The sequence below is a fragment of the Pseudomonas sp. SDO5271_S396 genome (assembly GCF_054071795.1).
The window spans coordinates 1-26,821 of the sequence record NZ_JBSVWB010000067.1 but is presented as its reverse complement, the minus strand read 5'-3'; the positions used below and the strand labels follow the sequence as shown (position 1 = coordinate 26,821).

22 protein-coding genes and 1 pseudogene are annotated in these 26,821 nt (G+C 62.4%); 20 read left to right on the top strand and 3 right to left on the bottom strand.

The features are described from left to right. Positions 1–146 precede the first annotated feature (146 nt). Complete coding sequence (locus ACW9IN_RS27900) at positions 147–707, bottom strand: hypothetical protein (RefSeq protein WP_457368889.1); 561 nt, start codon at positions 705–707, stop codon at positions 147–149. Between the two features lie 152 nt (positions 708–859). Between ACW9IN_RS27900 and ACW9IN_RS27895 the strand changes: the two genes are divergently transcribed. Genes ACW9IN_RS27895 through ACW9IN_RS27880 form a run of 4 tightly spaced genes read left to right on the top strand, consistent with a single transcriptional unit; the run spans position 860 to position 3,744 of the window. Further along, positions 860–1,399: a TetR/AcrR family transcriptional regulator gene (locus ACW9IN_RS27895; RefSeq protein WP_457368888.1), complete on the top strand. Its 540-nt coding sequence runs from the start codon at positions 860–862 to the stop codon at positions 1,397–1,399. A 19-nt stretch (positions 1,400–1,418) separates the two neighbouring features. Beyond that, positions 1,419–2,252 (top strand): alpha/beta fold hydrolase, encoded by an 834-nt coding sequence (locus tag ACW9IN_RS27890; RefSeq protein WP_457368887.1) that lies wholly within the window; start codon positions 1,419–1,421, stop codon positions 2,250–2,252. Between the two features lie 39 nt (positions 2,253–2,291). After that, a complete protein-coding gene (locus tag ACW9IN_RS27885) occupies positions 2,292–2,726 on the top strand; it encodes an acyl-CoA thioesterase (RefSeq protein ID WP_457368886.1) in 435 nt (144 codons plus the stop codon). A 55-nt stretch (positions 2,727–2,781) separates the two neighbouring features. Continuing rightward, a complete protein-coding gene (locus ACW9IN_RS27880) occupies positions 2,782–3,744 on the top strand; it encodes a tRNA dihydrouridine synthase (protein WP_178924463.1) in 963 nt (320 codons plus the stop codon). 5 nt (positions 3,745–3,749) lie between these two features. On the opposite strand, the gene ACW9IN_RS27875 is transcribed toward ACW9IN_RS27880, so the two are convergent. Together ACW9IN_RS27875 and ACW9IN_RS27870 are read right to left on the bottom strand one after the other, a co-directional pair. Then, complete coding sequence (locus tag ACW9IN_RS27875; protein ID WP_457368885.1) at positions 3,750–7,028, bottom strand: EAL domain-containing protein; 3,279 nt, start codon at positions 7,026–7,028, stop codon at positions 3,750–3,752. A gap of 66 nt (positions 7,029–7,094) precedes the next feature. Continuing rightward, positions 7,095–7,985: a LysR family transcriptional regulator gene (locus ACW9IN_RS27870; RefSeq protein WP_457368884.1), complete on the bottom strand. Its 891-nt coding sequence runs from the start codon at positions 7,983–7,985 to the stop codon at positions 7,095–7,097. Positions 7,986–8,125: 140 nt separating this feature from the next. Between ACW9IN_RS27870 and leuC the strand changes: the two genes are divergently transcribed. The 16 genes and pseudogenes from leuC to ACW9IN_RS27790 all read left to right on the top strand — a co-directional run bounded on the left by leuC (position 8,126) and on the right by ACW9IN_RS27790 (position 26,661). Then, positions 8,126–9,544, top strand: coding sequence for a 3-isopropylmalate dehydratase large subunit (leuC, locus tag ACW9IN_RS27865; RefSeq protein WP_457368883.1), 1,419 nt, complete (start codon positions 8,126–8,128; stop codon positions 9,542–9,544). A gap of 10 nt (positions 9,545–9,554) precedes the next feature. Then, positions 9,555–10,199, top strand: coding sequence for a 3-isopropylmalate dehydratase small subunit (leuD, locus tag ACW9IN_RS27860; protein WP_457368882.1), 645 nt, complete (start codon positions 9,555–9,557; stop codon positions 10,197–10,199). Between the two features lie 129 nt (positions 10,200–10,328). Further along, positions 10,329–11,093, top strand: a complete 765-nt coding sequence (locus tag ACW9IN_RS27855) for a class I SAM-dependent methyltransferase (protein ID WP_457368881.1) — start codon at positions 10,329–10,331, stop codon at positions 11,091–11,093. Positions 11,094–11,145: 52 nt separating this feature from the next. Continuing rightward, a complete protein-coding gene (leuB, locus tag ACW9IN_RS27850; protein ID WP_457368880.1) occupies positions 11,146–12,228 on the top strand; it encodes a 3-isopropylmalate dehydrogenase in 1,083 nt (360 codons plus the stop codon). 63 nt (positions 12,229–12,291) lie between these two features. Beyond that, entirely contained in the window at positions 12,292–13,404 is a 1,113-nt protein-coding gene (gene asd / locus ACW9IN_RS27845) for an aspartate-semialdehyde dehydrogenase (RefSeq protein WP_457368879.1), read from the top strand. Positions 13,405–13,651: 247 nt separating this feature from the next. After that, on the top strand, positions 13,652–14,653 hold the full coding sequence (locus ACW9IN_RS27840) for an aspartate-semialdehyde dehydrogenase (RefSeq protein WP_457368878.1): 1,002 nt from the start codon (positions 13,652–13,654) through the stop codon (positions 14,651–14,653). Between the two features lie 163 nt (positions 14,654–14,816). Continuing rightward, positions 14,817–17,399 carry a FimV/HubP family polar landmark protein gene (locus ACW9IN_RS27835; protein WP_457368877.1) on the top strand — a complete coding sequence of 861 codons (2,583 nt, stop codon included), beginning with the start codon at positions 14,817–14,819 and terminating at the stop codon, positions 17,397–17,399. A gap of 178 nt (positions 17,400–17,577) precedes the next feature. Beyond that, complete coding sequence (truA, locus tag ACW9IN_RS27830) at positions 17,578–18,432, top strand: tRNA pseudouridine(38-40) synthase TruA (RefSeq protein ID WP_457368876.1); 855 nt, start codon at positions 17,578–17,580, stop codon at positions 18,430–18,432. Positions 18,433–18,495: 63 nt separating this feature from the next. Beyond that, on the top strand, positions 18,496–19,128 hold the full coding sequence (locus ACW9IN_RS27825; RefSeq protein ID WP_457368875.1) for a phosphoribosylanthranilate isomerase: 633 nt from the start codon (positions 18,496–18,498) through the stop codon (positions 19,126–19,128). A gap of 244 nt (positions 19,129–19,372) precedes the next feature. Continuing rightward, positions 19,373–20,293 carry an acetyl-CoA carboxylase, carboxyltransferase subunit beta gene (gene accD / locus ACW9IN_RS27820; RefSeq protein WP_457368874.1) on the top strand — a complete coding sequence of 307 codons (921 nt, stop codon included), beginning with the start codon at positions 19,373–19,375 and terminating at the stop codon, positions 20,291–20,293. Then, positions 20,290–21,597: a bifunctional tetrahydrofolate synthase/dihydrofolate synthase gene (gene folC, locus ACW9IN_RS27815; RefSeq protein WP_457368873.1), complete on the top strand. Its 1,308-nt coding sequence runs from the start codon at positions 20,290–20,292 to the stop codon at positions 21,595–21,597. Before accD ends, folC begins: the two co-directional genes overlap by 4 nt. Next, positions 21,581–22,249, top strand: a complete 669-nt coding sequence (locus ACW9IN_RS27810; protein WP_457368872.1) for an SPOR domain-containing protein — start codon at positions 21,581–21,583, stop codon at positions 22,247–22,249. The genes folC and ACW9IN_RS27810 overlap by 17 nt, the downstream gene beginning before the upstream one ends. Before the next feature lie 257 nt (positions 22,250–22,506). Further along, the gene (locus tag ACW9IN_RS27805) at positions 22,507–23,064 is read left to right on the top strand and encodes a CvpA family protein (protein WP_457368871.1); all 558 of its coding nucleotides are present in this window, start codon (positions 22,507–22,509) and stop codon (positions 23,062–23,064) included. Positions 23,065–23,105: 41 nt separating this feature from the next. Continuing rightward, entirely contained in the window at positions 23,106–24,611 is a 1,506-nt protein-coding gene (gene purF, locus ACW9IN_RS27800; protein WP_016970961.1) for an amidophosphoribosyltransferase, read from the top strand. Between the two features lie 64 nt (positions 24,612–24,675). Further along, on the top strand, positions 24,676–25,887 hold the full coding sequence (locus ACW9IN_RS27795) for an O-succinylhomoserine sulfhydrylase (protein ID WP_457368870.1): 1,212 nt from the start codon (positions 24,676–24,678) through the stop codon (positions 25,885–25,887). Positions 25,888–25,898: 11 nt separating this feature from the next. Continuing rightward, a pseudogene (locus ACW9IN_RS27790) lies at positions 25,899–26,661 on the top strand (SDR family oxidoreductase). Positions 26,662–26,821: the final 160 nt, after the last annotated feature.

The following is a 26,821-nucleotide window of genomic DNA, read 5'->3' as shown; positions in this document are numbered from 1 at the left end:
AGGACACCGCCCTTTCACGGCGGTAACAGGGGTTCGAGTCCCCTAGGGGACGCCACGTTTACCCGCTCTGCGGGATTTTTAAGGGTCATTCAATTATTGAATGGCCCTTTTGTTTGTCTGGCGTTTGAGTTTTTTGCGCCGGCGAGTCAGGGCATTTTTCGAACCACTTCAGCGGTGCGCAGCGATTTTCTGACACGCGCCATTTCTTTCGCAGCATCGACCTGCGGACCCTGGTTCTGGGCGTTCTCCAGTGCAACGTTCCACATTTCCACCCGAATGCCCGGCAGGCGTGAAATTGCGCGCAGGCAGCCTTGATCCGTCGGGTCATTTGGGTGATAGATATTGGCGGCTTCGATCACCAGCGTGGTGTTCGGAAAGCGCTCTCGGATGTCTTCCATAAATTGTTTGAACAGTACGCAGCATTGCCGACAGGGCGAGTTGTTGATGCGTACCACGATCTCTTGATAGCCCGCGTCGAATACCCACTCATTGGCACGCAGGGCCTGCAGGAAGTTGTATTCGGCGTGTCCGTCGCTGTCGTTGAAAAACTTGCCGAATGGCTGGTTGCCTACTCCTTCAGCCTCAATTCTCGAAATCAGCACCGTGCTGAAGCTGCTGATGAAGTTGGCTGTGTATTCATTATCAAAGATGTAGGGGGCCTCTCCAGCCACCCACGCGCACTTCTCGTTTTGTTGCCTCCAGGCCATCGCGATGACTCCACTTCAGGGTTCGTTGCACGGAGAACGATTGAGACGAGTGATTTATTCCCAGTGATGTGCTCGGACGAGTGGTCATGCGAGTGGCTTGCCAAATATTATTATGGTAATAATATTCAACCCATGGGACCCGGAGGCAAACGATGAACGATAAAAAAGCGCAAACCCGCGAACGCATCCTGCAAGCCGCCAGTGCTGCGCTGATCCAGCGCGGCCCGGCTGAACCGAGCGTGGGCGAAGTCATGGGGGCGGCGGGGCTGACCGTGGGCGGTTTCTACGCGCATTTCGAAAGCAAGGATGCGCTGATGCTGGAGGCCTTCACCCAGCTGTTGGCCCGCCGCCGCGCCTCCATCGACGACATGGACCCGCAACTGACCGGTGAAGAGCGCAGGGGCCTGGTCGCGGCGTTCTACCTGTCACGCAAGCATCGCGACTCGACCGCACAGGCCTGCCCGATCCCGGCGACCGTGGGCGAAATGTCGCGCCTGCCGGACACCTTCCGCGAGGCGTTGAACGAGCACTGTGAATTGATGGCGGCGCAATTGGCCGCCAGCCCGGAGGACACCGACAAGGCCCTGGCCGACATGGCCCTGATGATTGGTGGCCTGGCACTCGCTCGCGCCTTGGGGCCTGGCGAGTTGTCGGACCGTGTGCTGCGTGCCGCCAAGTCGGCGGTGCGCTGATCGCTGAGGAGGGCTTGCGATGGGCGCGTTAACCTGGATTCGTGGCGTCAATGGCACTTTGGGCCGGCTGGCGCCGCAAGCGGTGGCCAACCGCATGCGCCGTACGTTCATGACACCGCGCAATTTGCCTCCACGTGATTGGGAGCTGCCACTGCTGGCGCAATCGGAGCGCATCACCCTGCGTTTCGGCCTGTCGGCCTTGCGCTGGGGGCAGGGGCCCGCGGTGCTGCTGATGCACGGCTGGGAGGGGCGTCCCACACAGTTCGCCAGCCTGATCACGGCGCTGGTGCAGGACGGTTACTCGGTGATTGCCCTGGAAGGCCCGGCCCACGGACGTTCACCCGGGCGTGAGGCGCATTTGTTGCTGTTCGCCCGCGCCATGCTGGAGGCGGCGAACGAGCTGCCGCCGCTGCACGCGGTGGTGGGGCACTCCATGGGCGGGGCCAGCGCGATGCTCGCTGTCCAACTGGGGCTGCGCACTGAGGCGCTGGTGAGTATTGCGGCGCCGTCGCGGTTCCTGGACGTGTTGCGTGGTTTTACGCGCATGGTCGGCTTGCCGCCGCGGGCGCGCTCGGCGTTTATCCAGGAAGTGGAGCACGCCTTCGGCATGCCTCTCAAGCACCTGGATGTGGCTCATTACCAGATGAACGTTCCCGGCCTGATCGTGCACGCCGAAGACGACACCTTCGTACCGGTCAAGGCCTCGCAAAAGATCCACGACGCCTGGTTTGACAGCCGCCTGCTGCGCCTGGAGCAGGGCGGTCATCAGAAAGTGTTGGCTGATCCCCGTGTGATCGAAGGCGTACTGGCCTTGTTGGCCGGTGCTCGCCTACAGGCACGGCAAACGGCCTGATACACTGCCCCGGTCACGTTAATCGACCGGGAGCACGACATGGGCTGGGATTTGGCAACGCCGTTTATCATCGATCTGCAGGTGGCCCCTGAAGACATCGACGGGCTGGGGCACGCCAATAACGCGGTCTACGTGTCCTGGCTGGAACGCTGTGCGTGGCGTCACTCCCAGCGCCTGGGGTTGGACCTCACCGAATATCGCCGCCTGGACCGCGCCATGGCGGTGGTGCGCCATGAGATCGACTACCTCGCGGCCGGTTACGAGGGCGATGAGCTGCAACTCGGCACTTGGATCGTCGACTGGGACCAGCGCCTGAAAATGACCCGCCGCTTTCAGCTGATCCGCCCCCGCGATGGCGCGACCCTGCTGCGTGCGCAGACCACCTTTGTCTGCATCGAGCTCTCCACTGGCAAGCCCAAGCGCATGCCAGCGGAGTTTCTTGACAGTTATGGTCCCGCGCTGACAGGGGGTTAACGGTTGCCGCAGGAAACCCAGTAAACTGCGCCACGATTTTTGTTGAGTGTTTTCCATGCAAATTGCTTTGGCGCCCATGGAGGGGTTGGTCGACAACATCCTGCGGGACGTGCTGACCCGTGTCGGCGGTATTGACTGGTGCGTGACCGAATTCATCCGCGTCAACGACCGTCTGTTGACCCCCGCCTATTTCCACAAGCTTGCCCCGGAACTGCTGCACGGTGCCCACACCGCGGCCGGTGTGCCGCTGCGTGTGCAGTTGCTCGGTTCCGACCCGGTGTGCCTGGCGGAAAACGCCGCCCTGGCCTGCGAGCTGGGTTCGCAAGTGATCGACCTCAACTTCGGCTGCCCGGCCAAGACCGTCAATAAATCCCGGGGCGGTGCGGTGCTGCTCAAGGAGCCGGAGCTGCTCAACCAGATCGTCGAACATGTACGCCGTGCCGTACCGGCCCACATTCCGGTGACCGCGAAGATGCGCCTGGGCTTCGACAGCCCGGACGGCGCGCTGGTCTGCGCCACGGCGCTTGCCGAAGGGGGCGCCGCGCATATCGTGGTGCATGCCCGCACCAAGACCGATGGCTATAAGCCGCCGGCCCATTGGGAGTGGATCCCCCGGGTACAGGACGTGGTCAAGGTTCCCGTATTCGCCAATGGCGACATCTGGAGCGTCGAAGACTGGAAGCGTTGCCGCGAAGTCAGCGGCGCCGAAGACATCATGCTCGGTCGCGGCCTGGTCGCGCGCCCGGACCTGGCGCGCCAGATCGCTGCTGCCCGGGCCGGTGAAGAAGTGGTCGAGATGACCTGGGCACAGATGCAACCCATGCTTCAGGATTTCTGGACTCAATCGGTCGAGCAACTCACCGAGCGCCAGGCACCGGGCCGTCTGAAGCAATGGCTGGCGATGCTGACACGCAACTACCCGGAGGCGGTGGAACTGTTCACCGCTTTGCGCCGGGAGACCGAACTGGAGCAGGTCAGTCGCTTGTTGGGCATGCCTCACCCGGCGGTTGCGGCGTAGCGGATTCAGCCCAGCAACCGCCTGAACCCCTCCATCGGCAACGGCCGGCTATGCAAATACCCCTGGAACAAATGGCAACCCAGCTTTTGCAGAAACGCCAGTTGCTCCGGGGTTTCCACGCCCTCGGCGATCACCTCCAGGTTCAGGCTGCGGGCCATGGCCACGATGGCGCGGATGATTTCCGCGTCGTTGGGGTCGTGGGTCGCGTCGCGTACGAACGATTGGTCGATCTTCAGCGCATCCACCGGCAGGCGCTTGAGGTAGGTGAGGGATGAGTAGCCGGTGCCGAAGTCGTCCATCGCAAAACTCACACCGAGCTTTTTCAGGCGGCGCATCTTGCTGATGGTGTCGTCGAGGTTCTGGATCACGATGCCTTCGGTGATCTCCAGCTTCAACAGACTCAACGGCAGTTGGTGCTGTTTGAGGCTGCGCTCCACGCGCTCGACGAAATCGTTCTGGCGAAACTGCCGTGGGCTGATGTTCACGCACAGGCTGAAATTCAGCGGGTCCACCAGACCGTCGGCGATCAACTGTTGAAACGCCGCGCAGGCCTCGTCGAGGATCCAGGTGCCCACTTCAAGGATCAGGCCACTGTCCTCCAGCACCTTGATGAATTCAGCGGGCGACTGCGCGCCCAGTTGCGGATGCTGCCAACGCACCAGTGCCTCGGCACCGACGATTCGGTTGCTGCGCGCATCCACCTGGGGTTGGTAATGCACGCTGAATTCACCGCGTGACAGGGCCAGGCGCAGGTCGGTTTCCATCCGCAGCCGTTCGCTGGCGGTCTTCTGCATGCTGTTGTGAAACATCTGCGTGGTGTTGCGTCCCGAATCCTTGGCGCGGTACAGGGCAATGTCGGCACGTTTGAGCAGGTCGGCGGGCGTGGAGCCATGATCCGGGATCAATGCCACGCCAATGCTGGGGGTGACCTGCAAGCGATGCCCATCGAGGAACATCGGTTCGGAGAGCAATTCGCGCAAGGTGTCGGACAGCTCCTGCACCTGACCGCTGACTTCCGTGCGCGAGCCGTCAAGACCGCTGAGCAGCACCACGAATTCATCGCCGCCCAGGCGCGCCACCGTGTCCTCCATGCGCACGCTGGCTTCCAGGCGGGCGGTGACAATCTTCAGCACCGTGTCGCCCACCGGGTGACCGAGGGAGTCGTTGATGTGCTTGAAGTGATCGAGGTCGAGGAACAGCAGGGCGCCGCGCAGGTTATGGCGCTTGAGCAGGGCGATCTGCTGACTGAGGCGGTCCATCAGCAGTGCGCGATTGGGCAGGTTGGTCAGTGGATCGTGGTAGGCCAGGTGGCGGATCTGTGCCTGGGCGTTTTTCAGCAGGCTGACGTCACGCGCGGTCAGCAGCAGGCAAGGGGTTTCATTGAGGGTGATCGGCTCTACCGACACCTCGACCGACAGCAGATCACCCCGTTTGTTGTGCCAAAGCATTTCCAGGTGATGGATGCGCCCTTTGATCTGCAACTCGGCCAGCAGCGCGGCGCGCTGGTTTTCATCGGCCCAGATGCCGATCTGGTACAGCGTCAAGCCAATCGCCTCTTCGGCGCGGTAACCGGTGAGGCGGCAGAAACCGTCGTTGACCTCCACATAGCGCCCGGTATCGCGCTCGGTGATGGAAATCGCGTCGGGGCTTGAGTGAAAGGCCTTGGCGAATTTTTCTTCGCTGGCCTTCAGGGCGGCTTCCGAACGTTGCTGGTGAGTAATGTCACGCAAGGTGGTGACGATGCACGGCTGGTCGCCGACCTTGATCAAGCGGCTGGAAATCACACAGGTCAGGCTCGGGCCAGCCTTGGGGTGCACCACGATCGCCACGTTGCTCAGGGCCTGTTCGCGAATCACCCGTTCGATGCGTTGCAGGCGCTTGCTCGACTCGTCCCACAAGCCGATCTGATCGGCACTCTTGTCGATGACCTCGGCGGCGGTCCAGCCGAAGGTCTGGGTAAATGCAGGGTTGATCTCGATAAAGGCGCCGCTGTCCAGGCAGGTGACGCAGATCGGGTCGGGACTGGCCTGGAACAGGCTGGCGAATTTCTCTTCGGAGGCGGTCAGGCGTTGCTCGCGTTCAACCTGGTCGGTGATGTCCAGCAGGGTGCCGGCCATGCGCAGTGGCGCGCCTTGTTCGTCGCGGTACAGGCGTGCGCGACTTTCCAGGTAGCGGGAGCTGCCGTCCTCCATGGGTACGCGGTAGGTCAACTGATAGTTGCCGGCGGGGCCTTCGCGCAGGGTGCGATAGGCGTTGCGCATGTTGTCGCGATCTTCATCGGGCATGCCTTCGAAAAACGCATCGAAGGATTCATGAAAGGGCTCGGGTGGCAGGCCATGCAATTGGGCTGCGCGGGCCGAACCGTAGAGCATGCCGGTGGGAATGTGCCAGTCCCAGGTGCCCAGCTGCGCGGAGTCGAGTGCCAGATCAAGGCGTTCCTGGCTGTCCTTGAGGGCTTGTTCGGCATTTTTACGTTCAGTGGTGTCGAGGAAGGTACTGATCAGATACGCCTCGCCCTCCAGTTCAACCTTTTGCGCGCTGAGGGTGCCGTCGTGGATCTGGCCATTGCTGGCGCAAAACTGCACCTCCATGGTGATGGGCTCGCCTTTGCGCTGGGTGGCCTTGACCAGCAGCGCGCGTTGCTCGGGATGGCGCCACAGGCCCAGTTCCAGGGTTGTGCGGCCAATGGCATCGGCCAGCGGCCAGCCGAAGAGCATTTCGAAATACTGATTGGCCTCGCTGATCAGTCCGTCGGACTGGCGGGTGAGCAAGACCATGTTCGGGCACAGGTGAAACAGCGTGGCGAAGCGTTTTTCGGAGTGGCTGAGGGCGTTTTCACGGTCTCGCTGATGGGTGATCTCGCGGATCACACCGATCATGCGCCGCCGTCCGTTCTTGTCCGGCGCCAGGCTACCGTTGATTTCCAGCCAGTGCAGGCTGCCGTCGGGCCACTGGATACGGTGATGCATGGCCTGTTCGAACGGCTCGCCGGCCAGTACCGCATGAAATGCGCGCACCACCCGGGCACTGTCTTCCGGAGCGAGCAGGTCGAGGTAGTCCAGGTCCTTGGGCAGCGGCTGGCGCGGGTCGAAGCCGAACAGCGCCTGGGTGCCGCGCGACCAACTTATTTTTCCCGAGTCGATTTCCCAGCACCAGGCGCCCAGTCGGGCAGCATTGAGCGCCGCCAGCAATTGCGGGGCGCTCTCCCAGCTCTGTTCCGCCTCTTGAGGGTCCAAGGCGTAAATGCGGGGCAGCGGTGGCACGGAATCGACGGGGTTGCGCATTATCAAAGGGCCTTGGCTCGATGGGCGTTCGGCGCGGACTGGCTCAGGCCTCGAGGCCGCACAGCTTCATGCCGGTATCCCTGGCAAATCGACCTGTGCATCCAATAGGCTCATGAAAGCCCGCGCAGCGTTCGACAGCGTCCTTTCGGTGTGCACGATATAGCCTAGCTGGCGACTGAGCTGTATGCCCGGCAAAGCGATGCTTGCCACCTGATCATCGAGCATGGTGCGCGGCAGCACGCTCCAGGCCAGGCCGATCGACACCATCATCTTGATGGTTTCCAGGTAGTTAGTGCTCATGGCGATGTTCGGTGCGAGGCCCTGGGCCTCGAACAGCCGGCTGACAATATGGTGGGTAAAGGTGTTGCCACCGGGGAATACCGCCGGGTGGCCGGCGATATCGGCCAGGCTCACGGTAGCGTTGCCGGCCAGGCTGTGTTCCGGTGCCACCACGAAGTCCAGCGGGTCGTCCCACACCGGGGTGGCGCGGACCAGGTGGTGGGGATCGGGCGCCAAGGTGATCACCGCCACTTCGGCGCGGCCATGGAGGATTTCTTCGTAGGCCACTTCCGAATCCAGGAACTGAATATCCAGCGCCACGTTCGGGTATTCCCGGGTAAAGGTGCGCAGCACCGGGGGCAGGCGGTGCAGGCCGATGTGGTGACTGGTGGCCAGGGTCAGGCGCCCGCTGACTTCGCCGGTGAGGTTGGTGAGGGCGCGGCGGGTGTCATCCAGCACATTCAGGATCTGGTAAGCGCGCGGCAACAAGGCGCGCCCGGCCTCGGTCAGGCCGACTTCACGGCCCAGGCGATCGAACAGGCGCACGTTCAATTGTTGTTCCAAACCGGCGATGCGTTTGCTGATGGCCGGCTGTGTCAGGTGCAGGCGTTCACCGGCGCCGGAGAAGCTGCCGGTTTCGGCAATGGCGATAAAAGCATTGAGGTTGGCCAGGTCCATTTTGTGTATTCCAATTGGTAATCCAAAGCATAAAAAATATGAATTTGAGTTATTTAATGTAGCGCCATACCATCAGCCTCACAAGCCAAAGGGTTATTGAACGCCCAGGGCATAGAAAGACCGATGATGAGGACCGACTGATGGCCGGCAAAACGCTTTACGACAAGCTTTGGGATTCCCATGAAGTGAAACGGCGCGACGATGGGTCGTCGCTGATCTATATCGACCGTCACATCATCCATGAAGTGACCTCGCCCCAAGCGTTCGAAGGCCTGCGTCTGGCCGGGCGCAAGCCCTGGCGCGTCGACTCCATCATCGCGACCCCGGACCACAACGTGCCGACCACCCCGGAGCGCAAGGGCGGCATCGACGCCATTGTCGACCAGGTCTCGCGCTTGCAGGTGCAAACCCTCGACGACTACTGCGACGAATATGGCATCACCGAATTCAAGATGAATGACGTGCGTCAAGGCATCGTGCACGTGATCGGTCCGGAGCAGGGCGCCACTTTGCCGGGCATGACCGTCGTGTGTGGCGACTCCCACACCTCTACCCACGGTGCGTTCGGCGCGTTGGCCCACGGTATCGGCACTTCCGAGGTGGAGCATGTGTTCGCCACCCAGTGCCTGGTCGCCAAAAAGATGAAGAACATGCAGGTTTTGGTCGAAGGCAAATTGCCCTTCGGCGTGACCGCCAAAGACATCGTGCTGGCCGTGATCGGCAAGATCGGCACCGCCGGCGGCAACGGCCATGCCATCGAGTTCGCCGGCAGCGCCATTCGTGACCTCTCCATCGAAGGCCGCATGACCATCTGCAACATGTCCATCGAAGCCGGTGCCCGGGTGGGCATGGTGGCAGCGGACGAAAAGACCATTGAATACGTCAAGGGTCGTCCGTTCGCACCGCAGGGTGCCGATTGGGACGCCGCGGTCGAAGCCTGGAAGGACCTGGTGTCCGACGCCGACGCTGTGTTCGACACCGTGGTCGAACTGGACGCGGCCCAAATCAAACCGCAAGTGAGCTGGGGCACCTCGCCGGAAATGGTGCTGGCTGTCGACCAGAACGTGCCGGACCCGGCTAAAGAAGCCGACCTGGTCAAGCGTGGCTCCATCGAGCGCGCCCTGAAATACATGGGCCTCAAGGCCAACCAGGCGATCACCGATATCCAGTTGGACCGCGTGTTCATCGGCTCCTGCACCAACTCGCGGATCGAAGACCTGCGCGCTGCGGCGGTAATTGCCAAGGGCCGCAAAGTGGCGTCGACCATCAAGCAAGCCATCGTGGTGCCAGGTTCGGGCCTGGTCAAAGAGCAGGCCGAGGCGGAAGGCCTGGACAAGATCTTTCTCGAAGCCGGTTTTGAATGGCGCGAGCCAGGCTGCTCCATGTGCCTGGCGATGAACCCGGACCGGCTGGAGTCGGGCGAGCACTGCGCGTCTACCTCCAACCGTAACTTCGAAGGGCGTCAGGGCGCCGGTGGCCGTACACACCTGGTCAGCCCGGCCATGGCCACCGCCGCTGCCGTCAACGGTCGTTTCATCGACGTTCGCGAATTGATCTGAGGAATAACCGATGCGTGCTTTTACCCAACACACCGGCCTTGTCGCCCCCTTGGACCGTGCCAACGTCGACACTGACCAGATCATCCCCAAGCAGTTCTTGAAGTCGATCAAGCGCACCGGTTTCGGCCCGAACCTGTTCGACGAGTGGCGCTACCTGGACGTGGGCTATGCCTACCAGGACAACTCCAAGCGTCCGTTGAACAAGGATTTCGTACTCAACGCCGAGCGTTATCAAGGCGCCAGCGTGCTGCTGGCCCGGGAGAACTTCGGTTGCGGCTCCAGCCGTGAACACGCGCCATGGGCGCTGGATGAATATGGCTTTCGCAGCATCATCGCGCCGAGCTACGCCGACATCTTCTTCAACAACAGCTTCAAGAACGGCTTGCTGCCGATCATCCTGACCGAAGCGGAAGTCGACGAGTTGTTCAAACAGGTGGAAGCCGAAGAGGGCTACCAGTTGACCGTCGACCTGGCCGCGCAGACCGTGACCCGTCCGGACGGCAAGGTGTATCACTTTGAAGTGGATGCGTTCCGCAAGCACTGCCTGCTCAATGGCCTGGACGATATCGGCCTGACCTTGCAGGACGGCGATGCGATTGCGGCGTTTGAGGCCAGGCACCGGGCGAGCCAGCCCTGGTTGTTTCGCGATGCCTGATTTGCGGTAGACCGTGCGGGCCCCATCGCGGGCAAGCCCGGCTCCCACATTGGAATGCATTCCAACTGTGGGAGCTGGCTTGCCTGCGATAGCGCCCGTACAACCACCCCAAAACCCAAGGAAACCACCATGACCACCACCGCCCACACCCAAGTCGTGCAAAAACAATTCGGCGAGCAAGCCTCGGCCTATCTGAGCAGCGCCGTACACGCTCAAGGCACCGAATTCGCGCTGCTCCAGGCCGAACTGGCCGGGCAGGGCGCTGCACGCCTGCTGGATTTGGGCTGCGGGGCCGGGCATGTGAGTTTCAACGTGGCGCCGCTGGTCAAAGACGTGGTGGCCTACGACCTGTCCCAGCAGATGCTCGATGTGGTGGCCGCCGCTGCGGCTGATCGCGGTCTCGACAACATCAGTACCGTACGCGGTTACGCCGAGCGCCTGCCGTTCGCCGACGGTGAGTTCGACTTCGTGTTCAGCCGCTATTCGGCCCACCACTGGAGCGATCTGGGCGTGGCGTTGCGCGAAGTGCGTCGAGTGCTGAAACCGGGCGGCGTGGCGGCGTTCATCGACGTCTTGTCGCCGGGCAGCCCGCTGTTGGACACTTACCTGCAAACCGTCGAAGTGTTGCGCGACACCAGCCACGTGCGCGACTACTCCGCTGCCGAGTGGATGCAGCAGCTCAGCGAGGCCGGTTTGCACGTGCGCAGCAGCAGTCGCCAACGGCTGCGCCTGGAATACACCTCGTGGGTCGAGCGCATGCGGACGCCAGAGGTGTTGCGCGCGGCGATCCTTGAGCTGCAACAGGCCATGGGTCAGGAAGTACGCGATTATTACGAGATTCAAGCCGACGGCACGTTCAGCACCGATGTGCTGGTGGTGTGGGCCGAACGCTGATTATTTTTCCGACCTGCCCACGGGCAGGTCGCCCGATTGAAACGAGGAAAGCATGAGCAAGCAGATTCTGATTCTTCCAGGCGACGGTATTGGTCCGGAAATCATGGCCGAAGCGGTCAAGGTGCTGGAGCTGGCCAACAGCAAATACAGCCTGGGCTTCGAGCTGAGCCACGACGTGATCGGCGGCGCCGCCATCGACAAGCACGGCGTGCCGCTGGCCGATGAAACCCTGGAGCGCGCCCGCGCCGCCGACGCGGTGTTGCTGGGTGCCGTGGGCGGCCCGAAATGGGACAAGATCGAGCGCGACATTCGCCCGGAGCGCGGCCTGCTGAAAATCCGTGCACAACTGGGTCTGTTCGGCAACCTGCGTCCGGCCATCCTTTACCCGCAGCTGGCCGATGCCTCGAGCCTCAAGCCGGAGGTGGTGTCGGGCCTCGACATCCTGATCGTGCGTGAGCTGACCGGCGGTATCTATTTCGGCGCACCACGCGGCGTGCGTGAGCTGGAAAATGGCGAGCGCCAGGCTTACGACACCCTGCCGTACAGCGAAAGCGAAATCCGCCGTATCGCCCGCGTCGGCTTCGACATGGCCCGCGTGCGTGGCAAGAAGGTCTGCTCGGTGGACAAGGCCAACGTACTGGCTTCCAGCCAGCTGTGGCGTGAAATCGTCGAAGACGTGGCCAAGGACTACCCGGACGTCGAACTGAGCCACATGTACGTCGACAACGCCGCCATGCAACTGGTGCGCGCGCCCAAGCAGTTCGACGTGATCGTCACTGACAACCTGTTCGGCGACATCCTGTCCGACCAGGCCTCGATGCTCACCGGTTCCATCGGCATGCTGCCGTCGGCGTCCCTGGACACCAACAACAAAGGCATGTACGAGCCTTGCCACGGCTCGGCGCCGGATATCGCCGGACAGGGCATTGCCAACCCGCTGGCGACCATCCTGTCGGTGTCGATGATGCTGCGTTACAGCTTCAACCTGGCGGACGCGGCGGATGCCATCGAGAAAGCCGTGAGCCTGGTCCTGGACCAGGGCCTGCGGACCGGCGACATCTGGTCGCAGGGTTGCACCAAAATCGGCACGCAAGAAATGGGCGACGCAGTAGTCGCGGCGCTGCGGAATCTGTAATCTCTCGGGCCCCCTTGCAGAAGTTGCTGCAGGCGGCCCACTTTTTAACAAGGTGTAGTTGCGATGAAACGTGTAGGTCTGATCGGTTGGCGCGGTATGGTCGGTTCCGTGCTCATGCAGCGGATGCTGGAAGAGCAGGATTTCGATCTTATTGAGCCGGTGTTTTTCACCACTTCGAACGTAGGTGGCCAAGGGCCGTCCGTGGGCAAGGACATTGCTCCGCTCAAGGACGCCTACAGCATTGAAGAGCTCAAGACCCTCGACGTGATTCTGACCTGCCAGGGTGGCGACTACACCAGCGAAGTCTTCCCCAAGCTGCGCGAAGCCGGGTGGCAGGGCTACTGGATCGATGCCGCGTCCAGCCTGCGCATGCAGGACGATGCCGTGATCATCCTGGATCCGGTGAACCGCAAGGTCATCGACCAGCAGTTGGATGCGGGCACCAAGAACTACATCGGCGGCAACTGCACCGTCAGCCTGATGCTGATGGGCCTGGGCGGCCTGTTCGAAGCCGGCCTGGTCGAGTGGATGAGCGCCATGACCTATCAGGCGGCCTCCGGTGCCGGCGCGCAGAACATGCGTGAACTGATCAAGCAGATGGGCGCGACCCACGCTGCCGTGGCCGATCAACTGGCTGACCCGGCCAGTGCGATTCTGGATATCGACCGTCGTGTGGCCGAAGCCATGCGCAGCGATGCGTACCCGACCGAAAACTTCGGCGTGCCGCTGGCCGGCAGCCTGATCCCGTGGATCGATAAAGAGCTGCCGAACGGCCAGAGCCGCGAAGAGTGGAAGGCTCAGGCCGAAACCAACAAGATCCTGGGCCGCTTCAAGAGCCCGATCCCGGTGGACGGTATCTGCGTGCGCATCGGTGCCATGCGTTGCCACAGCCAGGCGCTGACCATCAAGCTGAACAAGGACGTGCCGATCGCCGATATCGAATCGCTGATCAGCCAGCACAACCCGTGGGTCAAGCTGGTGCCGAACAACCGTGACATCAGCATGCAGGAGCTGAGCCCGACCAAGGTCACCGGCACGCTGAACATCCCGGTGGGGCGTCTGCGCAAGCTGAACATGGGTACCCAGTACCTGGGCGCATTCACCGTTGGCGACCAATTGCTGTGGGGCGCCGCCGAACCGCTGCGCCGCATGCTGCGGATCCTGCTGGAGCGTTGATCGCTTGAGGCAATACAGGAAACCCGCGCTCTGGTGACAGGCGCGGGTTTTTTGTTGTTCATGAGGCAGCTATCGCAGGCAAGTCGAATCGTCGCACCGCAGCTCCCACATTGGACGGTGTTCATAAATCAAAATGTGGGAGCTGGCTTGCCTGCGATAGAGCCATCAGCCCCGCCACAAAAACTGGCCCAATTGCCCCATCACCCGGTAAAGTGCCGCTCCCCCCGCAATGCCCGAGGCAGCCCCCATGACCCAGACCTTTGATATCGCCGTGATCGGCGCGACCGGCACCGTTGGCGAAACCCTGGTGCAAATTCTCGAAGAGCTGGACTTCCCGGTGGGCGCGCTGCACTTGCTGGCGGGCAGTAACTCGGCAGGCGCTTCGGTGCCGTTTCGCGGCAAGAACGTGCGGGTCAAGGAGGTCGACGAGTTTGACTTCAATCAGGTCAAGCTGGCGTTCTTCGCGGCGGGCCCTGCGGCGACCCTGAGTTTCGCCCCGCGCGCCACGGCAGCGGGCTGCGCGGTGATCGACCTGTCCGGTGCGTTGCCGGCAGAGCCGGTGGTGCCGGAAGCCAATGCCCAGGTGCTGGATGGCCTCAAGCCGCCATTCCAGCTCGGCAGCCCGAGTCCATCGGCCACGAACCTTGCGGTGGTGCTGGCGCCGTTGCGTGGCGTGCTGGATATCCAGCGTGTCACTGTCACGGCCAGCCTGGCGATGTCGGCCCAGGGGCGCGAAGCCGTCAGCGAGCTGGCCCGACAAACTGCCGAGCTGCTGAACATGCGCCCGCTGGAGCCGCAGTTCTTTGATCGGCAAGTGGCTTTTAACCTGCTGGCACAGGTCGGCACGCCGGACGCCGAGGGGCACACGGCACTGGAGAAGCGCCTGGTGCACGAGCTGCGTGCCGTGCTGGGCATGCCGTCGCTGAAGATTTCCGCTGCCTGCGTTCAAGCCCCGGTGTTTTTTGGCGATAGCCTGACAGTGTCGCTGCAACTGGGCGGGGCGGTCGATCTGGCGGCGGTCAACCGCGTGCTGGATTCGGCGCCGGGCATCGAGTTGGTTGAAGACGGGGATTTCCCTACAGCGGTTGGCGATGCGGTCGGCCAGGATGTGGTGTATGTCGGTCGGGTCCGCGCCGGGGTGGACGACCCGGCGGAACTAAATCTGTGGCTGACGTCAGATAACGTACGCAAAGGTTCGGCACTAAACGCCGTACAGCTGGCGCAGTTGTTGATAAAACGCCTTGTGTAAAAGATACTTGGCGGCAATTTGTAGATTGATTCTAACCAGGCGCTATGCTTGGCCCCAGGCAGGAACAGTTGCGCGTCGGTGACCTATCGGCTCGCCATGCCTTAATGGCAGCGGTTACCAACCTTCTCGCAGGTCGGGGAGTGTTCAAACAAAGGATGAGGCTATGGTTCAAGTTCGCAAACTGGTGTTAGCAATAGCGGCCGCCTCGGCGCTGTCCTCCGGTATGGCGCAAGCGCTGCAGCTGGGGGAAATGACCCTCAAGTCGAAGTTGAACCAGCCGCTGTCGGTGGAAATCGAATTGCTCGATGTCGGTGGCCTCACCGCTTCCGAGATCACCCCGAGCCTGGCATCGTCCCAGGCCTTTGTTGACGCAGGTGTCGACCGTCAGAAGTTTCTCGATGAGCTGACCTTCACCCCGGTGATCAACCCCAACGGCCGCAGCGTGGTGCGTGTCACCTCCAGCAAACCGCTGCCCGATTCCTACATCCGTTTCCTGTTGCAAGTGCAGTGGCCCAATGGCCGGTTGATGCGTGACTACAGCGTGTTGCTCGACCCGGCCAAGTTCGACCAGCCTGCGCCGACTGCTGCCGCACCTGCTCCAACGCCGCGCCAGAGTGCCCCGGCCGGCCCGGCACCCGCGGTGAGCAAACCGGCCCAGCACACCACCACCTCTCGCGATACGTTGTGGGAGATCGCCGAGAAGAACCGCCATGGCGCCTCGGTGCAGCAAACCATGCTGGCCATTCAGGCGCTGAACCCGGACGCTTTTATCGACGGTAATATCAACCGTCTGAAAACCGGCCAGGTCCTGCGCCTGCCGGACACCGTTCAAAGCACCGCATTGCCGCAATCCAAGGCGATTGCCGAAGTTTCCGCGCAGAACAATGCCTGGCGTCAGGGCCGCCGCACGGCGACCAACCCGGCGGCGGGCAAGCAACAACTGGATGCCACCAAGCGCACCCAGGCCGGCAACGCGCCTTCGAGCACCAATACCCAGGACAACCTGAGTCTGGTATCGGCCGAGTCGGCCAAGAAAGGTGTGAAGGGCAAGGCCGCTGACAGCCGTGCCTTGAGCGACAAGCTGGCGATGACCCAGGAAGAGCTGGACACCGCGCGTCGTGACAATGCCGAACTGAAAAGCCGTGCAGCCGACCTGCAAAGCCAGTTGGACAAGTTGCAGAAGCTGATCCAGCTGAAAAACGACCAACTGGCCCGCTTGCAGGCTGAAAAGGCTGACCCGGCTGCCCAGTCGACAGCGCCGACGGCGGTGATCCCGGCGCAACTGGCCAACGCGCCTGACGCTGCACCTGCCGCCCCGGCAACGCCGCAAGCGGCGCCTGCGCCGGCAGCCCCCGCGCCCGAGCCGACCAAAGCGGACGCCACGCCTGCAGCCAGCGACGAAGGCAAGTTCAACGAACTGCTGACCAATCCGGTGGTGCTGGGTGTCGTCGGTGGCGCCGCAGGGTTGCTGGCATTGCTGCTCCTGCTGCTGTTGTTGCGCCATCGCAACGCCCGCCGTGAAGAGGAAAAACACCTGCGCATGGCGCGTGCGCTGGCGGAAGAGCCGGTCTTTGCCTCGAACATCGATCATGACCTGCCGCCAGACAGCTTCGAAGGCCTGGAAGTGCCGCCGCCGAGCGTCAAGCTGGCACCTGCTCCGGCGCCTGCGCCTGTGGTGGAGCCGGTGGTGGTGCCGACCGTGGCTTCCGTACTCGCGCCACTGGCCGTGGCCGTCAATCCGCAGAACTCCAGCGACGCGCTGGCGCAGGCTCAATCCCATATCGACCGTGGTCACCTGAACCAGGCCGCCGATGTGTTGGAACAAGCGATCAAGCACGAACCCAAACGCAGCGACCTGCGCTTGAAGTTGATGGAGGTCTACGGCCTGCAGGACAACAAGGACGGTTTTGTCGGCCAGGAGCGTCAACTGGTGGCCAATGGTGAAAACCATGCCCAGGTCGAACAGCTCAAGAGTCGCTTCCCGGCCATGGCGGTGCTGGCGGCAGGCGTCAGTGCCGTGGTCGCCGCTGCGGCGCTGGATGCCCAGTACGTCAAGGATTTGCTCGAAGACAAACCCGAAGCGCCGGCTGCCCAGCCCGAGCCCGATGCTTTCGACACCGATTTCGACCTGAGCCTTGACGACCTGGAAGCCGCTTCGCCGGCCGTGGTCAGCCCGGACGACTTGAGCTTCGAGTCGGTCCTGCAACAGCAGACCGAGGCCAAGGCCAGCCCCGATGACTTGTCGGATTTCGACCTGGACCTGCAACTGGACGCGCCTGGCACGGCGCAATCGGACGACGACTTCCTCTCGGGTCTTGAGGATGCGATGAAGGACGCGCCGGCGGTCGAGCCGCCGACCCTCACTCCGGCCGCATTGGACGATTTCGACCTGCCGGAAGATTTTGACCTGTCCCTGGCCGACGAGCCGCAGACCCCGTCTGCCGAGCCGGATGCCTTCACTTCGGAGCTGGACGACGTCAACGCCGAGCTGGATCGTTTGTCCCAGAGCCTGGAGCATCCGTCCATCGAACCCTCCTTCACTGCGGAAGATGCGGCGCTGGGCGATGATGAGCCGGAATTCGACTTCCTCTCCGGTACCGACGAAGTTGCCACCAAGCTCGACCTGGCCCAGGCCTACATCGACATGGGCGATGCGGACGGAGCGCGGGATATCCTCACCGAGGTGCTGACCGAAGGTGACGAGACTCAGCGCGGCGAGGCCAAGGAAATGCTCGGCCGTATCTGACGGGCGACAGCAATCCAATGTGGGAACAACTGTCTTTGATGGCTTCAAAGGCGCAGGCGGGGTGTCCAGGGCGGTATTCCCACATTTACCTTGGAGCCCGGCCTTAACAAAAGCGCCCATCACGCTACTTCGGCCTTTATAATGGCTGCCTTTGCGCAACTCATCAGGCTCTCAGCTCTTGGCAAATATAGATAACGCGGCCGCCGAAATAGCGGCCGCAGGCTTTTACAGGATCGCCCTGGGCGTGGAATACAAAGGCTCGCGCTATCGCGGCTGGCAGCGCCAGGCGTCGGGCGTGCCCACGGTGCAGGAAACCCTCGAGAATGCCTTGTCGAAAGTCGCCGATTCGCCGGTCTCGCTGATGTGTGCCGGGCGTACCGATGCCGGCGTACATGCTTGCGGGCAGGTGGTGCACTTCGACACCCAGGCCGAGCGCTCCCTGAAAGCGTGGGTAATGGGCGCCAATATCAATTTGCCCCACGACATCAGCGTCAGTTGGGCCAAGGTCATGCCGGCGCACTTTCATGCGCGCTTCAAGGCCATCGCCCGGCGCTATCGTTATGTGATCTACAACGATCAGATCCGCCCGGCACACCTCAACGAAGAAATCACCTGGAACCACCGTCCGCTGGACGTCGAGCGTATGGCCGAGGCGGCGCAGCACCTGGTGGGCACCCATGATTTCAGCGCGTTCCGGGCGGGCCAGTGCCAGGCCAAGTCACCGATCAAGGAAGTCCATCACCTGCGGGTGACGCGCCACGGCAAGATGATCGTGCTGGATATCCGTGCCGGCGCGTTCCTGCATCATATGGTGCGCAACATTGCCGGAGTGCTGATGACCATCGGCGCCGGCGAGCGCCCGGTGGAGTGGGCCAAAGAGGTACTGGAAAGTCGCATCCGCCGCACGGGTGGCGTGACGGCGCATCCTTTTGGCCTGTACCTGGTGGGGGTGGAATACCGCGACGAATTCGAATTGCCAGATCGCTTCCTCGGTCCGCACTTCCTCACCGGTTTCAGCGAACTTGGCGGCTGACGCCCGGAAAAGCTTTTGTTACCATCCGGGACTTTCTCGGTTCAACCCTGAGGTTTTCACGACATGTCAGCCGTTCGCAGCAAGATTTGCGGGATTACCCGCACGGAAGACGCGCTGGCGGCTGTGGAAGCGGGGGCGGACGCCATCGGTTTCGTGTTTTATGCCAGGAGCCCGCGTGCGGTGAACGTGTTGCAGGCACGGGCGATCATCGCCGCGCTGCCGCCGTTCGTGACCACCGTGGGCTTGTTCGTCAACGCCAGCCGCTGCGAACTCAACGAAACCCTGGATGCCGTACCGCTGGACATGCTGCAGTTCCATGGCGATGAAACCCCAGGCGAATGCGAAAGCTATCAACGGCCGTATATCAAGGCGCTGCGGGTCAAGGCCGGGGATGATATCGCTGCCGCATGCGCTGCCTACAGCGGGGCGCGCGGGATTCTACTGGACACTTACGTCGAAGGCGTGCCCGGCGGCACCGGCGAAGCGTTCGACTGGTCGCTGATACCGGCCAGCCTGAGCAAGCCGATCATCCTGGCTGGCGGGCTCAACCCCGAGAATGTCGGGGCGGCGATCGAACAGGTGCGACCTTACGCCGTGGACGTCAGCGGTGGCGTGGAGCAGGGCAAGGGCATCAAGGATCACCACAGGATTCGCGCGTTCATGCAGGCCGTGCGCAACAGCAGTGACAGGATGTGACGGCGCGCAGTCTGCCGCCGTCCATAACTACCACTGTGTAAAACAGACCGGTGTCGCCTGCGGGCGGTCCGGACATGAAGTGGCAACCCTGCGTTGGCAGGTTGTCTGGAAGGCTGAGGACTCATGCGGGAAATGGCCGGTCGAACGTCTGACCCCGTCCAGCATGTGTCATCGCCACATATGAATTGAGCTCAAGGGCATACGCGGGGCTGTGTTCAAGCCACCGGTACTGGAGAAAGAAAGCATGAGCAACTGGTTAGTAGACAAACTGATCCCTTCGATCATGCGTTCCGAGGTGAAGAAAAGCTCGGTTCCTGAAGGTCTGTGGCACAAGTGCCCCTCCTGCGACGCGGTGCTGTACCGTCCGGAGCTGGAAAAGACCCTGGACGTTTGCCCCAAGTGCAACCACCACATGCGTATCGGCGCCCGCGCCCGCATCGATATTTTCCTGGACGCCGAAGGTCGTGCCGAGCTGGGCGCTGACCTGGAACCGGTCGACCGCCTCAAGTTCCGCGACGGCAAGAAGTACAAGGACCGCCTGACCGCAGCCCAGAAGCAGACCGGCGAGAAAGACGCGCTGGTCTCCGTCAGCGGCAAGCTGCTGGGCATGCCTGTCGTTGTTTCGGCGTTCGAGTTCTCTTTCATGGGCGGTTCCATGGGCGCCATCGTCGGTGAGCGCTTCGTGCGTGCCGCCAACTATGCCTTGGAAAACCGCTGCCCGATGGTGTGCTTCGCCGCCTCCGGTGGTGCGCGCATGCAGGAAGCCCTGATTTCCCTGATGCAAATGGCCAAGACCTCTGCGGTACTGGCGCGGCTGCGTGAAGAAGGCATCCCGTTCATCTCCGTACTGACCGACCCGGTCTACGGCGGTGTTTCCGCGAGCCTGGCGATGCTGGGTGACGTGATCGTCGGCGAGCCAAAAGCGCTGATCGGCTTTGCCGGCCCTCGCGTGATCGAGCAGACCGTGCGCGAAAAACTGCCGGAAGGCTTCCAGCGCAGCGAGTTCCTGCTGGAACACGGCGCCATCGACCTGATCATCCCGCGCGGCGAACTGCGTCCGCGTCTGGGCAACCTGCTGGCGCAAATGATGGGCCTGCCGACACCTGTGTATGTCGCGCCCAAAGTCGAGCCGATCGTTGTGCCGCCGGTGCCTGCAAACCTATGACCCAGCGTACCCTGGGCGAATGGCTCGCCTACCTTGAGCAGTTGCATCCGTCCGCCATCGACATGGGCCTGGAGCGCTCGCAACAGGTAGCGGCCCGCCTCGGGTTGGGCCGCCCGGCACCGCGCGTGATCACGGTGACCGGTACCAACGGCAAAGGCTCGACCTGTGCCTTTGTCGCGGCGCTGCTGCAGGCCCAAGGGCTGAAAGTCGGCGTCTACAATTCCCCGCACCTGCTGCGTTACAACGAGCGGGTGCAGCTCAATGGTGTCGAAGCCACCGATGAGCAGCTCTGCGAAGCTTTCGCTGCGCTGGATGCCGGGCGTGGCGATATTTCCCTGACCTACTTCGAGATGGGCACCCTGGCGGCGTTCTGGCTGTTCGAGCGTGCACAACTGGATGCGGTGGTGCTGGAAGTCGGCCTGGGTGGGCGCTTGGACACGGTCAACGTGGTGGACGCCGACCTGGCGCTGGTCACCAGTATCGGCATCGACCATGCCGACTACCTGGGTAATACCCGGGAGTCCGTGGCCTATGAAAAGGCCGGGATCTTCCGTCAGGGCAAGCCGGCACTCTGTGGTGATCTGGACCCGCCGCACACCTTGCTGGACAAGGTGCGCGAGCTGGACTGCCCGTTTTTCCTGCGTGGCCGCGAATTCGGTCTCGAGATCGGTGCGCAGCACTGGCAATGGCATGGGCGAGACGCCCGTGGCCAGGCCGTGACGCTGCGCGATCTGCCGCTGTTGAACCTGCCGATGGAAAACGCCGCGCTGGCCTTGCAGGCCTATTTGCTGCTGGACCTGCCATGGAACGCCGAGCAGATTGCCGCGACGTTGTTGGCGACCCGCGTCGTGGGGCGTCTGGATCGTCGCACGTTCGACTGGCAAGGCAAGCGACTGAACCTGTTGCTGGATGTAGGCCATAACCCCCACGCTGCCGAGTACCTGGCACAGCGCTTGTCGCGTACGCCGCCGGTCGGTCGTCGTCTGGCGGTCTTCGGTTTGTTGGCCGACAAGGATCTTGACGGTGTGGTCGCGCCGTTGCTGGGCAGCGTTCAGGCCTGGGCCGTGGCGCCGCTGGATTCGCCACGCAGCCGGCCGGCTGCCGAGTTGATGGTGGCGTTGCAGAACCTTGGCGCGCCGGTGGCGTCGTATGCCAGTGTCACTGCGGCCCTTGAGGCGCAATGTACGCTAGCGACCGCTGATGACGAGATTCTGTTGTTCGGGTCATTTTATTGTGTTGCCGAGGCGCTCGAGTGGTTGGCCCGGCGCTCCACGGAGGAAGCTGCACATGGCATTACTGGATAGCGCATACAAGCAGCGCATGGTCGGCGCCCTGGTGCTGGTGGCGCTGGCGGTGATTTTCCTGCCCATGCTGTTTTCCCGCCAGGACGAAGAGCGCCAGGTCGTGGTCGAAGCGCCGGCTGCACCCCAGGCGCCTGTGATGCCGCAAGTGCAGGTCCAGCCGGTGGTGGTGCCCGAGCCGCAGGCGTTGCCTGAGGAAGAGCCTGTGCCGAGCGACGATGAAGTGGCGGCCCAGCAGGCCCCTTCGGTGCCTGTGCAGCCCAGCGTGCCGGTGGTCAAGCCGACGCCTGCTCCGACTGCGCCGGTCGCTGCGGCCAAGCCGGCAGCGCCTGCGCCTGTGCCGAAGCCGGTTGTGCCACAGCCAGCCGCGCCGGGCAAGCCGGACGTGGGCCAGAGCCGTATCGACCCGAACGGCTTGCCGATCAGTTGGTCGATCCAGGTCGCGAGCCTCGGCAACCGCGAAAGCGCCGATGCCTTGCAGAAGAAATTGCGTGCCCAGGGCTATAACGCCTATATCCGCACGGCGGATGGCAAGAACCGGGTGTTTATCGGGCCGCTGATCGAGCGCGCCGAGGCGGATCGCCTGCGGGACCTGCTGGATCGCCAGCAGAACCTGAAGGGGTTCGTTACCCGGTTCCAGCCTGAGCGCGGTTAATACCGCCAATCTCGGGTTGGAATGCAAGCCAAAGGTGGGAGCTGGCTTGCCTGCGATGACGGTGGGTCAGTCAACAATGATGTTGAATGTGCCGCCCCCACCGCAAGCAAGCCAGCTCCCCCATTGGTTTTTTTTTGGGGTTGAGATTGGGTGCGCTCGCCACAACCTATTGATTTGCAAAGCAGCCGCAATCACCGCTTACCGACAGCTCGACGCTCTGCTAAAATGCGCCGCCTTATCCGTCCGTAGGCTCAAACGTGCCATTTACCTGGGTTGATTGGGCGATCGTAGCGATCGTCGCCATCTCCGCTTTGATCAGTCTGAGCCGCGGCTTTGTAAAAGAAGCACTGTCGTTGGTGACCTGGGTCATTGCAGGCGTCGTAGCCTGGATGTTCGGGGGTTCATTGTCGGTTTACCTGGCCGGATACATCGAGACACCTTCGGCTCGCGTCATCGCGGGCTGCGCCATCATGTTCATCGCCACGCTGCTGGTGGGAGCAATGGTCAATTATCTTATTGGCGAGTTGATACGTGTCACCGGCCTGTCCGGGACCGATCGATTCCTCGGCATGGCCTTTGGCGCCGCGCGTGGCGCGTTGCTGGTGGTCGTGGCGGTCGGGCTGTTGAGCCTGGGGCCGGTACAGCAGGATTCGTGGTGGCAGGAGTCGGTACTCGTGCCAAAATTTCTATTGGTTGCAGATTGGTCCAAGAACCTCATATTGGGGTGGAGCAGTCAGTGGCTGGCCAGCGGAATCAGCGTACCCGCTGACATTCCGTTCAAGGAACACCTCTTGCCGGCCAAAACGCCTCAGTAAGTCGTGTTCAGTCAAGTTTCATTAAGTAGGGGTTGCGTCGCATGTGTGGCATCGTCGGTATCGTCGGTAAGTCGAACGTCAATCAGGCGCTGTATGACGCGCTAACCGTGCTCCAGCACCGCGGCCAGGATGCTGCCGGTATTGTGACCAGCCACGACGGCCGGTTATTCCTGCGCAAGGACAATGGCCTGGTGCGTGACGTGTTCCATCAGCGTCACATGCAGCGTCTGGTCGGGCACATGGGCATTGGCCACGTGCGTTACCCGACAGCCGGCAGCTCGACTTCGGCTGAGGCCCAGCCGTTTTACGTCAACTCGCCTTACGGCATCACCCTGGCGCACAACGGTAACCTGACCAACGTTGAGCAACTGGCCAAGGAGATCTACGAGTCTGACCTGCGCCACGTCAACACCAGTTCCGACTCGGAAGTGCTGCTCAACGTGTTCGCTCACGAGCTGGCCCAGCGCGGCAAGCTGCAACCGACCGAAGAAGACGTGTTCGCCGCCGTCACCGACGTACACAACCGCTGTGTCGGCGGTTATGCCGTGGTGGCGATGATCACCGGTTATGGCATCGTCGGCTTCCGTGACCCCCATGGCATTCGCCCGATCGTGTTCGGCCAGCGTCACACCGACGAAGGCGTCGAGTACATGATTGCGTCCGAAAGCGTGTCCCTGGACGTGCTGGGCTTCACCCTGATCCGCGACCTCGCGCCGGGCGAAGCGGTGTACATCACCGAAGACGGCAAGCTGCATACCCGTCAGTGCGCCGTGGCGCCGAAACTCACTCCGTGCATCTTCGAACACGTTTACCTGGCGCGTCCGGACTCGATCATCGACGGCGTTTCGGTGTACAAGGCGCGTCTGCGCATGGGCGAGAAGCTGGCCGAGAAGATCCTGCGCGAGCGTCCGGAACATGACATCGACGTGGTGATCCCGATCCCGGACACCAGCCGTACCGCAGCGCTGGAGCTTGCCAACCATCTGGGCGTCAAGTTCCGCGAAGGTTTCGTGAAGAACCGCTACATCGGCCGCACCTTCATCATGCCGGGCCAGGCGGCGCGCAAGAAGTCGGTACGCCAGAAGCTCAACGCTATCGAGCTGGAATTTCGCGGCAAGAACGTGATGCTGGTGGACGACTCCATCGTACGCGGTACCACCTGCAAGCAGATCATCCAGATGGCGCGCGAAGCCGGTGCGAAGAATGTGTACTTCTGTTCGGCGGCACCTGCCGTGCGTTACCCGAACGTCTACGGCATCGACATGCCAAGCGCCCACGAGCTGATCGCTCACAACCGTTCGACCCAGGACGTTGCCGACCTGATCGGTGCTGACTGGCTGATCTACCAGGACCTGCCGGACCTGATCGAAGCGGTCGGCGGCGGCAAGATCAAGATCGACCAGTTCGATTGCGCCGTATTCGACGGCAAGTACGTGACCGGTGATGTCGACGAGGCCTACCTGAACAAGATCGAGCAGGCGCGTAACGACTCCTCGAAGATCAAGACCCAGGCGGTCAGCGCGATCATCGATCTGTACAACAACTGAGTGACAACCGGCCCTGAGGGGCCGGTTTTGTATCTAAATAAAGCATTGAGTAAGGAGTGGCAGCATGAGTCAGGAATGGGATGCCGGTCGGTTGGACAGCGACCTCGATGGCGTAGCTTTCGATACCCTGGCTGTGCGTGCTGGTCAGCACCGTACACCGGAAGGTGAGCACGGCGATCCGATGTTCTTCACCTCCAGCTATGTGTTCCGCACCGCTGCCGACGCCGCCGCGCGCTTTGCCGGTGAAGTGCCGGGTAACGTTTATTCGCGTTATACCAACCCGACTGTGCGTGCGTTCGAAGAGCGCATTGCGGCTTTGGAAGGCGCCGAGCAGGCCGTGGCCACGGCCACTGGCATGGCGGCAATCCTCGCGGTGGTGATGAGCCTGTGCAGCGCCGGTGATCATGTGCTGGTCTCGCGCAGCGTGTTCGGCTCGACCATCAGTCTGTTCGAGAAGTATTTCAAGCGCTTCGGCATCGAAGTGGATTATGTGCCCCTGGCGGATCTTTCCGGTTGGGATGCGGCGATCAAGGCCAATACCAGGTTGCTGTTCGTCGAGTCGCCGTCGAACCCGCTGGCCGAGCTGGTGGACATCGCCGCATTGTCCGAAGTGGCCCACGCCAAGGGCGCGATGCTGGTGGTGGACAACTGCTTCTGCACGCCTGCATTGCAGCAACCGCTGAAACTGGGTGCGGACATCGTGGTGCATTCGGCCACCAAGTTCATTGACGGCCAGGGCCGTTGCATGGGCGGTGTGGTTGCCGGTCGCAGCGATCAGATGAAGGAAGTGGTGGGCTTCTTGCGCACCGCGGGCCCGACCCTGAGCCCGTTCAACGCGTGGATTTTCCTCAAGGGCCTGGAAACCCTTAACCTGCGCATGCGCGCGCATTGCGCCAACGCCCAGGCACTGGCCGAGTGGCTGGAACAGCAGGACGGCATCGAGAAGGTCCACTACGCCGGCCTCAAGAGCCATCCGCAACACGAGTTGGCCCAGCGCCAGCAACGCGGTTTCGGCGCCGTGGTGAGCTTTGAAGTGAAGGGTGGCAAAGAGGGCGCCTGGCGCTTTATCGATGCCACGCGCCTCATCTCCATCACTGCCAACCTGGGCGACAGCAAGACCACCATTACTCACCCGAGCACCACCTCCCATGGGCGTCTGGCGCCGCAGGAGCGTGAGGCGGCGGGCATCCGTGACAGCCTGATTCGCATCGCGGTGGGCCTGGAAGACGTGATCGACTTGCAGGCAGACCTGGCGCGCGGGCTGGCGGCCTTGTGATCGAGTGGTCCATGGAAGCCGCGACAGCCAGTAACGGGCGCGTTGCGCTGGTCACGGGCGCGGCGCGGGGCATTGGCCTCGGGATTGCGGCGTGGCTGATCAGCGAAGGCTGGCAGGTGGTGTTGACCGATCTGGACCGCGAGCGCGGCACCCGGGTGTCCAAGGTGTTGGGCGACAACGCGTGGTTCATCACCATGGACGTCGCTGACGAGAAGCAAGTGGCCCAGGGTGTGGCTGAAGTGCTGGGGCAGTTTGGACGGTTGGATGCGTTGGTGTGCAACGCGGCAGTGGCCGACCCGCACAACATCACGCTGGAAAGCCTCGACCTGGCGTACTGGAACCGAGTGCTTGCGGTGAACCTCAGCGGGCCGATGCTGCTGGCCAAGCACTGTGCGCCCTACCTGCGCCCATGGCGGAGCGATCGTCAACCTGGCGTCGACCCGGGCCCGTCAATCGGAGGCGGACACCGAAGCCTATGCGGCGAGCAAGGGCGGTTTGCTGGCCTTGACCCATGCACTGGCCATCAGCCTGGGGCCGGAGGTGCGGGTCAATGCCGTGAGCCCTGGCTGGATCGATGCCCGTGACCCCGCGGCACGCCGTGCCGAGCCGCTGAGCGACGCCGATCATGCCCAGCACCCGGCGGGCAGGGTCGGGACGGTGGAGGATGTGGCGGCGATGGTCGCGTGGTTGCTGTCGCGTCAGGCCGGGTTTGTCACCGGGCAGGAGTTTGTCGTAGACGGCGGCATGAGCAAGAAGATGATTTACAGCGAGTAGGGCAGGTGGCCGTGTTGAAGTTATTTTGTCTTTTTCAGAAAAACTTCAAGCAGGCTATTGACTTAGGTTCGGTACCTGCGTAAATTTCGCGGCCTCAACGAAGCAAAGGGTGATTAGCTCAGCCGGGAGAGCATCTGCCTTACAAGCAGAGGGTCGGCGG